This window comes from Sphingobium fluviale, assembly GCF_004122115.1.
Taxonomy (GTDB): Bacteria; Pseudomonadota; Alphaproteobacteria; order Sphingomonadales; family Sphingomonadaceae; genus Sphingobium; species Sphingobium fluviale.
In genome coordinates this window covers 201552-212500 of sequence record NZ_SBKP01000002.1, presented here as the reverse complement: position 1 = coordinate 212500, position 10949 = coordinate 201552, and the positions used below count along the sequence as shown (strand labels likewise).

Below are 10949 nucleotides of genomic sequence, written 5' to 3'. Positions count from 1 at the left end.
TGATCATCGCCACCAGCGCGGGTGTGTGGTTCACCTTCATGCTCGGCACCGCGCTGATGAGCCTGGCCTTCCTTTCGAGCGGCACCGGGCATGACGAACAGATAGAAGATTATCTGAAGAAAGAAGCCGGATATGACGACGATTGACAGGACCGAGCCTGTGTTGCGCGTGGCGCCCAGACCGGGCGACATCAACGCCAATGGCCATATCTTTGGCGGCTGGGTGTTGAGCCAGATGGACATAGCAGGCGGTATCGTCGCCGCGCGCGAGGCGCAGGGCGCCGTGGCCACAGTGGCGATCGAGGCGATGAAGTTCATTGCGCCCGTGATGCTGCATGATGTCGTTTCGGTTTACTGTGCCGTCGAGCGGCGGGGCAGCACCTCTATCGCGATTCGGGTGGATGTGGTTTCCACACGCGGGCGCGCGCAATCCGAGGTGCCGGTTACGAGCGGGATTTTCACATTTGTAGCGCTGGATGAGAATCACCGGCCACGCCCGCTGCCGGAGGGGTGAGGCTCAGCGCGCGCTGAACGTCAGGTCGATTTTCTTGCTGCCATTTGCAGGGATGACTACGCTGACGATACTGTCCGCTCCGTCTGGCACAGGCTTTGGCGATGCGTTCAGCCGGTAGTTGCTGAAACGCGGCACGCGCAGCTCGACCTTCGCTTGGGACGGCAAGGCATTTGTCAGCGTGATTCGCACACGGCGCGCGCTTTCATCGACAGACAGCGTCTTCTGCTCGAACCGGACCTGCTCACTCTCGCCCACATCCAGCTCCACGCGCTCGGCCACCGCCTTATCATCCAGCCGGCTTTCGCCGACCAGCATGTCCTCGTCATTCTGCCTCTGCGTGATCACGACGCCGCCCGCGGGGAGAGGAACGCCAAGCCCTTCCTTCACCTTGTTCTGCATGCGCAATGTGACCTCAAGCGGTCCTTCATCTTCTGAATCCCACGGGTTCATCGTCCGGGTGTAAAGCCGCTCGAAGGGCACATTCGCCTTGCCTATGAGCGCCACTTGCTTCTGCCCATTGGGCACGACATCGACGGGAACGGGTACACGATAGAGCTTCAGGTCGCCAAGGTCTTCCTGCTGGGCCGTGACGGCGACCGGCGAGGCCTGGAGCGATTCGGACCGTTTCATCGCGGTGACGATCACCTCCTCGCTGCCGTCATACATTCCCGCCGCCATTGGGGGTGGAGCGGGCGCAGGAGAAGGCTGCACACCCCACGCGGGATAGGTGCTCGTCCCGTCCATCGGCCAGCATTGAAGCGCGAGCGACAGCGCCTCAGGCTTGGCGCCCAGCGCGCGGAAATCGCTCGTCTGGTTGGGCTTGCCCGCCACCGCCAGCAGCTGCGTGCCCCGATAGTCCGCGCCATTGCCGTTGGCGACGGTGAGCCAGGCGGATAGGTCGAGCGTCTTGCCGTCTTCCGCCACGGTCGCGACATAGGCGGCGCTCCAGTCAAACCCCGTGGCGAGATAGGTGAGCGTCACCTCCGCCGTGGTGGCGCTTGGGCTATTGGTATGCACCGAGAAAGTCGGTTTGGCAGACAAGCCCTCTGGCACAGCATCATAAACCAGTGCTTCCGGCAGGCCAGAGCAGCGCAACGCCTCTACCCCCTCCTGCGTTTGCAGCACCACCGCGCCGCCGGAGCCGGAGCGGATGATCGCATCGCCCTCGCTCACCTTGCCGGTGGCGGGATTGGTGCGGCGGATATGGACACGGTTGCCGAGTGAGCCATCCAGCAGCGAGGCGGGAGTAAGCAGCCGCGCATCGCGGTTCTTCTCGCTCACCCCGCCCGGCAGGCCGGAGACGACGGCGCTCACCGCGATCATGCCATCCGCCACGCCCTCGAACCGCACCACCGATTCGCCCGCGGGCAGGCTGATGCGCCGCTTTTCCGAGATCAGCGCATAGCCGTTGAGCCAGCCGGGGTTCATTGCCCCGTCCCCGCGCCCCATGTCCCGATAGACGGTGACGGATGTGGAGACCGGCGCGCTGCTCACCACCACGCTCTGCGCAAGGGCGGGAGCGCTGAGTATCACAGGCAAAATGGCGAGGGCCGCCCGCATCACGCGCGCCTCAATACCGCGTTTCGAACGTCGCCGTCACTGTGGCGCTGCCGTTCGCCGCCACCGGCACATGCCAGACCGTGGCGTTGGCGTCCTTGCGCTCGCTCTTCATCGATTCGGCGGTGATGCGCGTATCCGCCCACCACCAGTCGAGGCCGGACTGAACCAGATCGACCGTCACCGCGTCGGGCTTTGCGTTGGTCAGCTCATAGCGCATCGTCGTGCGCCATTTGCTGTCGCTCAGCCGCTGGCGCTGCTCTACGGTCGCCTTCACCTTCACGTCAAACGCGTCGCCGGTCTTCAAGGCAAGGCTGCTCCCCATCGGCGTGTGGCCGATGCCGTTCTCGCCGATGAACTGGGGCGCTCCGGCGGCATCCTTCATATAGAAGCGCACGGTCCCGGCAGGCAGCGCATCGCCAAGGCCGCCCTGTTTCGAGGTAGAGAACTTGACCACGCTCGCCGCGCTCTGCGGCTCGTTATTGCCGGAAAGCCAGCCGTTCACGAACTCATAGGTCGCCTGCGCTGCCACGCCCTGCACATCAAGGAAGCTCACCTGCTTGGTCTGGTTGGTGGCTATCGTTGTGCGCTGCGCGATGGGATAGAGATAGAAATCGCCCAGCCGCTCGCGATTGGCAGTCTCGGTGCCGGCCTTGACCATTGAGGGGCGCACCGGCGCATATTGGGGCCGGGCATAGGGTGGATAGCCGCCGCCATTCTGGTTGACGGCCCCCGCGACCAGCAGCGTGTTGGCGTTGGTATAGGTCGTGCCGCTATTGTTGGTGAGCGTGACCCAGCCCTGCACGTCGATCCTGCCCGCCTTGCTGTCAAACAGCGCGACATAATCGGCGTTCCAGCCGAGGCCGGGGGTGAGGTAGCGGATCGAGGCGGGGCGTGTGCCTGCGCGGTCACTATCGACCTTCACCGAAAGCGTGGGCTTGGCGCGCAGATTGGGCGGCACCTTGTCAAAGATCACCCGCACCGGCAGGCCATCGTCACGCAACACCTCGATCCGGCTGCCGATCTGGAGCACCACGCCGCCATTGACCGCCAGCACCCGCGCCTGCTCGCGCGTTTCCGCGCCGGTTGCGGGGTTAGTGCGCACGATCGTCACCACCTGCCCCACCGCCTTTTCCATCAGCTTGTCAGGGCTGAGCAGGTCATAATCGAAATTCTGTTCAATGATCGCGGCGCCCGGCGCGGCGAAGGAGAGGGTTTCGGCGCGGATCTGGGCCGAGACATCGGGAAACTCGATCCGGCTGACCCCTTGCGCGATGGCAAGCTGGCGCACATCCTGCACCAGCGCGAGATTGTTGTTATAGATGGTGACGGAGACATCGCCCTGCGCGCTAGGGCCAACCGGGTTGGCGCTGTCCTGCGCGCCAGAGGGAGTGGCGGCGAGCGCCAGAGCCAGACCCGCGCCCGCTAACAGAAACTGCTTCATCATCCTCAATCCTCTATCTGCTCCGCCCGCAAACGAATAGGGCGGTGTATCGCTACACCGCCCTTTCATCACTGTTGCGAGATTATCGCAAGCTGAACGGGATCAGAGTTTACTCTGCCGCCTCGACCGTCACCTTGCGCGGGCGGCCCCGGCGCTTGGGCGCGGGCGCTTCCTCTGCCGCCGGGGCGGGCGCGCTGTCTGCGGTGTCATTATCGGCCCGCGAGATCGATGGCGGCAGCACCGCCAGATCCAGACCGGGCGCATCCTGCTCCTGGCTTGCCACTTCACTGGACTCGCGGCGCGGGCGGCGTCCACGGGTGGGGCGCGCTGCGCGCTCGGCGCGAGGCTGTTCATCCTGCTGGTCTTGCTGAGGCGCGGGCTGCGCCTGCTCCTGACGCGGCTCGCGGGGTTCGTATGCCGGGCGCGGATCACGATCCTGCCGGGGCTGACGCGCCTCGCGCGGCTCGCGGTATTCGCGGGGTTCGCGGCGCGGGCGCTCGGCCTGCTCCATGCGCGCGTGCGGCGCGTCCTGCTCGTCGCCATCCATGCGCTCATCCGCAGCGCCGCTCTGGGTGCGCGGCTGATGCCGGTCCGCCTCGGTTGCCATCATCGGACCATCGTCATACGCGGAATAGCCGCCGCGCTCGCCCTCGTCGTCAAATGGCTCGTCGTTGCGGCGATAGCGCGACTGCTGCTCTTCCTGGCGCGAGCGGTTGTCCGCGATCACGCGGAAATAATGATCCGCGAACTGGAGATAATATTCGGTGTTGACCCGATCTCCCGCCAGCTGCGCATCGCGCGCCAGATTGCGATATTTTTCCAGAAGCTGCGGCGCATTGCCGCGCGCCCGGCTGTCTATCCGGTTGCCATTTTCGCCGCTGCTGCGGTTGTTGCCGTTATTCGGGCGACCATTGTTCCGGCCGCGATTGCGGCGACCGGCCTGACGATTATTGATCAAAGGTAGATCCTTGCTTTCAATGCCATCCTTAAACGCACTGCCCGATGCGCGGTAAGCGTCGCACGGGTTCGGGCCGTTCACGGCCCGGACCTCCATCTCAGCACCAGACACTCATTTATGTGTCCGACGATTGTGGGAGCCAGCCTCACCCGGATCAAACCGATCATCGGGCTTTGCCTGCCCGTCCTAGACGGTTCGGGTTAAGAAACCAAGCAGAAATGCCTTTGAGGCGGATAAAATCACAGCCGCACCAATTTGAGACAGCGCTGCCGACCGCCCAGATCGTTGAACACAGACACGCCCAGTCCGTTCGCCGCAAAGAGTGCGGCGGCGCTAACCCCTTGATCGTGGCCGATCTCAACCGCCGCCATGCCACCGGACGCGAGATGCCGCCCCATGTTCGGCGCCAGGACGCGGTAAGCGTCCAGCCCGTCCGGCCCAGCGAAGAGCGCGCCGTGCGGCTCATAGTCCACCACATCGCGGGGCAGCACGGCGCTGGTGGCGATATAGGGCGGGTTGGCGAGGATGAGGTCGAAACGTTCCTCGATACCGGCAAACCAGTCGCCCTCCACCAACTCCGCCCGCCCCCCCAGCCCGCACCGCAAGGCATTGCCGCGCGCCACCGCCAGCGCCTCACCGCTGATGTCGACGCCAATGCCGGTGGCGGACGGCCATTGCGATAACGCGGCCAGCAACAGCGCGCCTGAGCCGGTGCCGAGATCGAGGACGCGCTTTGGCCCCTCACTCCCGGCGAAATGCGCCACCGCCGCCTCTATCAAGGTCTCGCTATCCGGCCGGGGGGTGAGCACATCGCGCGTGACGGTGAGCGTCAGCGTCCAGAATTCGCGCGTGCCGACGATCTGTGATACCGGCTCGTGCGCCAGGCGCCGCTCCACCAGCGCGGCAAAGCCCTCCGGCTCCTTCATGTCGCGCAGCCGCAGGAGCAGCGCCCCGCGCTCCAGCCCCGCAGCATGGGCCATCAGCAGCTCGGCATCAAGCCGGGGCGTATCGGATACAGCGGCGAGACGGATAGCGGCCTCGCGCAGGGCTTCAGCGGCCGATATGCTCTCCTTACTGTTCATAATATCCCGGAGTTTATGTGGTTCGCGCAGAGGCGCAGAGTACGCTGAGGGGTAGAATTGACGGCGAAGCCGTCTCTAATAGATTGCACTGTAGAAAAAAATGGTGCCTGCGGCGCATGAGAACCCCTCCGCGTTCTCTGCGCCTCTGCGCCTCTGCGCGAAAAAAACCTCCCCGCTCACCCCACCCCATCCAGCTGCGCCAGCCGCGCGGCTTCGTCTTCGGCCATCAGCGCGGAGATGACCTCCTGCAATCCCGGCCCCTCCAATATCTCCGGCAGGCGGTGCAGCGTCAGGTTGATGCGGTGGTCCGTGACGCGGCCCTGCGGGAAATTATAGGTGCGGATGCGCTCCGAGCGGTCGCCCGACCCCACCATCGCCTTGCGCGCGCCTGCCTGCTCGCTGTGGGTGCGCTCCCGCTCCAGCTCGTAGAGCCGTGTGCGGAGCACCTTCATCGCCTTTTCCTTGTTCTTGTGCTGGCTGCGCTGATCCTGCTGGATCACGACGAGGCCGGTGGGAAGATGGGTGATCCGCACCGCCGAATCGGTGGTGTTCACATGCTGCCCGCCCGCGCCGGATGCGCGAAAAATGTCGATCTTGAGGTCAGTCGCCTCGTTGATCTGCACGTCCACGTCCTCCGCCTCTGGCAGCACAGCGACGGTGGCGGCGCTGGTGTGGATGCGGCCGCCGCTCTCGGTGACGGGCACGCGCTGGACGCGATGCACCCCGCTCTCGAACTTCAGTTTCGCGAACACCCCAACGCCGTTGACCGACGCCACCACTTCCTTGAAGCCGCCTTGCTCGGACGGCGAGGCGGAGATGATCTCCATCTTCCAGCCCTGCTCGTCGGCATAGCGCTGATACATGCGCAGCAGATCGCCCGCGAAGAGCGCCGCCTCGTCGCCGCCGGTGCCGGCGCGGATTTCGAGCATGGCGGGGCGAGCATCCGCCGCATCCTTGGGCAGCAGCTGCAGCGCGAGGGCGCGCTCGGCCTGCGGAAGCTGGGCGCGCAGTTCCTGCAATTCATCGTTGGCGAGCGCGCGCATCTCGGCGTCCGCCTCGCCGGAGGAAAGCAGCGCTTCGAGGTCGGCGATCTCCTTCTGGCAGCCGGAAAGCGCGCGCGCGGCCTTCACCACCGGCTCGAGCTCGGCATATTCCTTGGAGAGCTTGACGAACTCCGCCGCGTCAAGATCCGGCCGCGCCATCGCGGCCTCCGCCTCCTCATAGCGCCGCTCGATCTGGGAAATGGTGGCGGGGGAGATTTTCATGCCGGTTTCTTCCGCTCCCCGCCAGGGGAGCACATGACGGCAAGAATAGATAGTGCGCGCACATGAACCCACGCGCGCCCTCTCTGCGTCCTTTGCGGTCTCTGCGCGAACACAATTTTCTCGCGCAGAGGCGCAGAGAACGCAGAGGTAAAAATCTCTTCGTCATGCTGAACTTGTTTGGCTTCACCGCCCTGACGGGTCAGGGTCCATTTTGAGGCTGGCACCGGACCAATGGGCACGATGGATGCTGAAACAAGTTCAGCATGACGGTGGGGAGTAGTGGGGAGGATGTTCATTACTTATCCGAATTGCCCCGGCCTAAGACACGCGCAACAGACGTTTCAACCACATTGTTGGCCTGCTGATTGTCAGAAACAAAGGTAAGGTGAACGCTATCAGCTTCCAATAAAGGTTGACGCACATATATAATCGCAGTGTTGGCTGCCTTCCGTGCAATCTCTGCCTGACGCTTGGCATTGCCTTTATAGGCGACATCCACTGCAAGCCCTTCCGCGCGAAGCTTGGTAATTAGCGTATTTGCTTCACCTGACAGCTCTGGCTTGTCGGCAATCACTGCAACAGTGGGTGCATTAGGCAATCTATCCACCAACATCGCCAACCGCTCGATCCCCGCCGCCCAGCCGACGGCTGGCGTTGCGGGGCCGCCCATGTTCTCGATCAGGCCGTCATAGCGGCCGCCGCCGAGTACCGTCCCCTGCGCGCCCAAGCGATCCGTCACGAATTCGAACGCGGTGTGGCGGTAGTAATCGAGGCCACGCACCAGCCGCGCGTTGCGCTGCCAAGCGACGCCTGCCGCATCCAGCCCTGCCGTCACCTTGTCGAAGAACTGGCGCGCCTCTTCCGTCAAAAACGCATCGATATCCGGCGCCGCGTCGGCGATGGGGCGGTCGCGCGGGTCTTTGCTGTCGAGGATGCGCAGCGGGTTTTTCTCCAGCCGGGCGAGGCTGTCTTCGCTCAATTCCCCCCGATGCGCCTCGAAATGCGCGACCAGCGCCTGTCGCCACGCCTCGCGGCTCTGCGCGTCGCCCAGCGTGTTGAGTGTCAGCGTCACGCCCTCGTTGATGCCCAGCTCCTTCAGCAGTTGATCCGCGAAGCACAACAGCTCCACGTCCGCCAGCGGCTCTGCCGCGCCGATAATCTCGGCATCGACCTGATGGAACTGACGATAGCGGCCCTTTTGTGGGCGCTCATAGCGGAACAAAGGGCCGTGCGTCGCCACCTTCAAGGGCGCATATTGCTGCCACCCCTCGGTGATATAGGCGCGCGCGATCCCGGCGGTGAACTCAGGCCGCAGCGTCACCGAATCGCCGCCGCGATCCTCAAACGTGTACATCTCCTTGGACACCACATCGGTGCTCTCGCCCAGCGAGCGCGCGAACACCGCCGTCTGCTCAAACACCGGCACCTCGATGCGGCGAAAGCCATAGAGCTTCCTCACGCGCTCGAACGTCTCGACCACGTAAGCGAAACGATCCGCCAGGCTATCGGACGTGCCGCCGAGCATGTCCTGTGTGCCGCGAATGGGGCGGGGCGTTTCGATGCGTTTGGTGTCTTTATCTGCCATGCGCGCGCTCTAGCGGGAAAATGCGTTTATGGAAACAGGGCTGCAACAGACTTGCGGCAGCGCTGTGTTCTTGATATGTTCGAACCGAAGAAGGAGAGTGCCATGCAAGTTACAGGTGGATGCCATTGCGGCGCGGTGCGTTATGAAGTCAACGGCGCGCCAAAGCATGTGGCGCTGTGCCATTGCGTGGATTGCCGCAAGAGCGCGGGTGCGCCGATGGTTGCCTGGGCAGCCTTCACCGAAGCCGAGTTTTCGCTCACCAAGGGCGAGCCGAAGACGATCAACTCCTCTGGCGCCGCCTACCGCAGCTTCTGCGGAGAGTGCGGCACCGGCCTGTTCTATCGTAATGCCGAGTTCCTGCCGGGTATCGTGGACATACAGTCTGCCACAATGGATGATCCGGATGCGCTGCCCCCCACGGCGCATATTCAGGTGGCGGAGCGCATCGGCTGGATGGCAACGGCGCATGATCTGCCCGCTTTTTCCCGTTTCCCCGGCATGGAGTGACGCGACCAGTCGCGGCAGGGGTGGACGTGAGGGAAATCCCGCGTCATTCTGCGCTCCTGCACTCGAACAAGGCCTCCTCCATGCGTTCTTTGATCCCCCTGTCCCTGCTTCTATATTCCGCCCCGATTGCCCTCGCGCAAACAGCCGCCCCTTCACCCTTCACCGCACCCGCCACCCGCTCCGCCCCTGCCGCCCAGCCGATCCTCGATACCATCCCCGCCGCGCGGGACATTCCCTACCCCGGCACGATGCGGCTGGAGGTTGACGCGAGCGACACGACCCAGCGCATATGGCGGGTGAAACAGACGATCCCAGTCTCCTCATCCGGCCCGCTGGTGCTGCTCTATCCCGAATGGATACCGGGCGCGCACTCCCCACGCGGGCAGATAGACAAGTTCGCGGGCCTCAGGATCAGCGCCAACGGCAAGGACATCGGCTGGCGGCGCAACCCGCTCGATGTCTTCGCCTTTCATGTCAACGTGCCCGAAGGCGTGCGCGAGATCGTGGCGGAGTTTCAGTTTTTGAACCCCACGACCGACAATGCCGGGCGCATCAGCGCCACCGACAAAATGGTGAACCTGCAATTCTGGGCGACGGCGCTCTATCCGGCGGGCTATTATGTGCGCCAGATCCCGGTGCAGGCGAGCGTAACATACCCTGCCGGGTGGTCCGCCTTTTCAGCGCTTCGGGGCACGCAGGCCGGTGCGACGATGATCTATGAACCGACCGATTTTGAGACGCTGATCGATTCGCCGATCTTCGCGGGCAAATATGCTGGCACGGTCGATCTGGGCAGCAACGTGACGCTCAACATCGTGGCCGACAGCAAGGAGGAGCTGGCCGCCACCCCGGATCAGGTGAACGCACACAAGAAGCTGGTGGCCGAATCGCTCGCGCTGTTCGGGGCGCGCCACTTCGACCGCTATGACTTCCTGCTCGCCATCACCGACGAAATGGGCGGCATCGGGCTGGAGCATCACCGTTCCTCGGAAAATGCCGTCGACACAGGCTATTTCACCAAATGGAACGACGGGCCGGGCGACCGCAACCTGCTGCCGCATGAGCTGGTGCACAGCTGGAACGGCAAATTCCGCCGCCCCGAACTACTCTGGACGCCCGATTACCGCACCCCGATGCAGGACAATCTGCTCTGGGTCTATGAGGGGCAGACGCAGTTCTGGGGTTATGTGCTCGGCGCGCGCTCCGGCCTTTATACCAAGGAGCAGACGCTGGATGCTCTTGCTTCCATCGCCGCGCGGCTGGACCTCGCGAAAGGGCGCAGCTGGCGCGCGCTGGAGGATACGACGCATGATCCCATCATCTCCGCCCGCCGCCCGAAGAACTGGGCGAGCTGGCAGCGGGCCGAAGATTATTACAATGAAGGCCTGCTCATCTGGCTGGAGGCGGACGGTATTATTCGGCGCGAAAGCAAGGGCGCGCGCGGCATGGATGATTTCGCCAAGGCGTTTTTCGGCATGAAGGACGGCGACTGGGGACAAATCACCTACACCCGGCAGGATGTGATCGACACGCTGAACACGGTCCAGCCCTATGACTGGGCGGGCTTCCTCAGCCAGCGGGTGGACCGCACCACGACGGAAGCGCCCAAAGCCGGGTTCACGCTCGGTGGCTATGCCTTGAGCTTTGGCGATACACCCAACAGCACCACGAGAGAGATCGAAAAGGCGCTGAAGGGTATTGACCAGAGCTATGGCATAGGGCTGGTGGTGAAGACGGACGGGGATATCCTCACGACGATCTGGGATAGCCCCGCCTTCAAGGCTGGCCTCGCGAGCGGCATGAAGATCGTCGCGATAAACGGCACCGAATATTCCGGCGATGTCTTCAAAGCGTCACTCACGCAGGCAAAGGCCGATAAAAAGCCGCTGGAGCTGATCATGAAGCAGGGCAAAAATATCAGGGTTATCAGACTCGATTATTTCCTCGGCGTGCGCTATCCGCGCCTCACCAAAACAGGAGAGGGTGAGAGCAGTCTTGACCGGCTGCTCCAATCAAAAACAACATCGCCCTAACGATC

Annotated in this window: 10 protein-coding genes (1 of these 10 only partly in view); 4 read left to right on the top strand and 6 right to left on the bottom strand. The window is 63.6% G+C overall.

Features of this window, described 5'->3' with window-relative positions; genetic code table 11:
- Window positions 1-146, top strand: the 3' end of a protein-coding gene (locus EQG66_RS03485) for a hypothetical protein (protein WP_129403146.1). It extends 157 nt beyond the left edge of the window; only the last 146 of its 303 coding nucleotides appear in the window; its start codon lies off the left edge, out of view; it ends in the stop codon at window positions 144-146.
- The gene (locus EQG66_RS03480; protein WP_129403145.1) at window positions 133-513 is read left to right on the top strand and encodes an acyl-CoA thioesterase; all 381 of its coding nucleotides are present in this window, start codon (window positions 133-135) and stop codon (window positions 511-513) included. Before EQG66_RS03485 ends, EQG66_RS03480 begins: the two co-directional genes overlap by 14 nt.
- A 3-nt stretch (window positions 514-516) precedes the next feature.
- On the opposite strand, the gene EQG66_RS03475 is transcribed toward EQG66_RS03480, so the two are convergent.
- The 6 genes from EQG66_RS03475 to hisS form a co-directional block, all read right to left on the bottom strand.
- On the bottom strand, window positions 517-2073 hold the full coding sequence (locus tag EQG66_RS03475; RefSeq protein ID WP_129403144.1) for a DUF4139 domain-containing protein: 1557 nt from the start codon (window positions 2071-2073) through the stop codon (window positions 517-519).
- Window positions 2074-2083: 10 nt separating this feature from the next.
- Complete coding sequence (locus EQG66_RS03470; RefSeq protein WP_425470210.1) at window positions 2084-3517, bottom strand: DUF4139 domain-containing protein; 1434 nt, start codon at window positions 3515-3517, stop codon at window positions 2084-2086.
- Window positions 3518-3623: 106 nt separating this feature from the next.
- The gene (locus tag EQG66_RS03465) at window positions 3624-4472 is read right to left on the bottom strand and encodes a DUF4167 domain-containing protein (protein ID WP_129403279.1); all 849 of its coding nucleotides are present in this window, start codon (window positions 4470-4472) and stop codon (window positions 3624-3626) included.
- A 239-nt stretch (window positions 4473-4711) separates the two neighbouring features.
- Window positions 4712-5554 carry a peptide chain release factor N(5)-glutamine methyltransferase gene (prmC, locus tag EQG66_RS03460; protein ID WP_129403143.1) on the bottom strand — a complete coding sequence of 281 codons (843 nt, stop codon included), beginning with the start codon at window positions 5552-5554 and terminating at the stop codon, window positions 4712-4714.
- A gap of 176 nt (window positions 5555-5730) precedes the next feature.
- Window positions 5731-6819, bottom strand: coding sequence for a peptide chain release factor 1 (gene prfA, locus EQG66_RS03455; RefSeq protein WP_129403142.1), 1089 nt, complete (start codon window positions 6817-6819; stop codon window positions 5731-5733).
- 295 nt (window positions 6820-7114) lie between these two features.
- Window positions 7115-8404 (bottom strand): histidine--tRNA ligase, encoded by a 1290-nt coding sequence (gene hisS, locus EQG66_RS03450; protein WP_129403141.1) that lies wholly within the window; start codon window positions 8402-8404, stop codon window positions 7115-7117.
- A gap of 102 nt (window positions 8405-8506) precedes the next feature.
- Between hisS and EQG66_RS03445 the strand changes: the two genes are divergently transcribed.
- Both EQG66_RS03445 and EQG66_RS03440 read left to right on the top strand, forming a co-directional pair.
- The gene (locus EQG66_RS03445) at window positions 8507-8911 is read left to right on the top strand and encodes a GFA family protein (RefSeq protein ID WP_129403140.1); all 405 of its coding nucleotides are present in this window, start codon (window positions 8507-8509) and stop codon (window positions 8909-8911) included.
- 80 nt (window positions 8912-8991) lie between these two features.
- The gene (locus EQG66_RS03440; RefSeq protein WP_129403139.1) at window positions 8992-10944 is read left to right on the top strand and encodes a M61 family metallopeptidase; all 1953 of its coding nucleotides are present in this window, start codon (window positions 8992-8994) and stop codon (window positions 10942-10944) included.
- Window positions 10945-10949: the final 5 nt, after the last annotated feature.

What these genes read in the sequence shown, in the direction of transcription:
- hisS (WP_129403141.1), bottom strand. Translation starts at nt 8,404, where the DNA reads ATGGCAGATAAAGACACCAAACGCATCGAAACGCCCCGCCCCATTCGC.
- prfA (WP_129403142.1), bottom strand. Translation starts at nt 6,819, where the DNA reads ATGAAAATCTCCCCCGCCACCATTTCCCAGATCGAGCGGCGCTATGAG.
- EQG66_RS03445 (WP_129403140.1), top strand. Translation starts at nt 8,507, where the DNA reads ATGCAAGTTACAGGTGGATGCCATTGCGGCGCGGTGCGTTATGAAGTC.
- EQG66_RS03440 (WP_129403139.1), top strand. Translation starts at nt 8,992, where the DNA reads ATGCGTTCTTTGATCCCCCTGTCCCTGCTTCTATATTCCGCCCCGATT.
- prmC (WP_129403143.1), bottom strand. Translation starts at nt 5,554, where the DNA reads ATGAACAGTAAGGAGAGCATATCGGCCGCTGAAGCCCTGCGCGAGGCC.
- EQG66_RS03470 (WP_425470210.1), bottom strand. Translation starts at nt 3,517, where the DNA reads ATGATGAAGCAGTTTCTGTTAGCGGGCGCGGGTCTGGCTCTGGCGCTC.
- EQG66_RS03475 (WP_129403144.1), bottom strand. Translation starts at nt 2,073, where the DNA reads ATGCGGGCGGCCCTCGCCATTTTGCCTGTGATACTCAGCGCTCCCGCC.
- EQG66_RS03480 (WP_129403145.1), top strand. Translation starts at nt 133, where the DNA reads ATGACGACGATTGACAGGACCGAGCCTGTGTTGCGCGTGGCGCCCAGA.